Here is a 627-nt window from a genome sequence, read left to right as displayed (position 1 = left end):
CTTTAAAAGGTTTTTCTATAGCTCCTTCTATCCTTGCTCCACCTTCTGTGCAGTTGTAAGTTTTTACTCCTTGTTCTTTGGTAAATTGTATATCGCTTTCAAATTCTTGACGAAATAAATTCCAAATAAAATGTGTCTTTACAAAAGAATCATTATCCCCATAAGCCTTAACTTTTATATGCTCATAAGAAGAGCTCTCAAAGTTTGCACTATGTTTATAATCATTAGGATGCGAATTTCCATTCTCATCATAAGCTAAATCTTGTCCTATTAGGATAATGTTTTTAAATTTTAAAAGACTAGCTAATATATAATTCATATTAGCCACACTATGTCCAGTTGGCATATATCCAAATTGATTAAGAGTAAGATATCGCATAAAATGTGCTTTAGAGCTTATAAGCATATAAGATCTTTGAGTATTTTCAAGATAAAAAACACTATTAGGATGAACTACAGATTTTAAGATAAAGGTTATTCCTTCATCAAATTCTTTAAAATTATTATTGAAAAATTCCGCCGTAAAATCAGTTCTTTCAAGCATACAAACATAATCAGGCTTAATATTATGTTTAGCTAATATTGCATAAGCACTATCAGCACAAAATATTGTAGCTTTGTTTTGAT

Annotated in this window: 1 protein-coding gene; it reads right to left on the bottom strand. The window is 29.0% G+C overall.

Annotated elements, in window-relative coordinates; all coding sequences use genetic code 11:
* Positions 1–627, bottom strand: a 627-nt coding sequence (locus GQV94_RS07635; protein WP_200170445.1) for a 6-hydroxymethylpterin diphosphokinase MptE-like protein, incomplete at both ends; no start/stop codon positions are given.

Source organism: Campylobacter sp. TTU_617 (assembly GCF_016599045.1).
In the GTDB taxonomy this organism is placed as follows: Bacteria; Campylobacterota; Campylobacteria; order Campylobacterales; family Campylobacteraceae; genus Campylobacter_D.
This window is presented reverse-complemented; position numbering and strand designations above follow the sequence as displayed.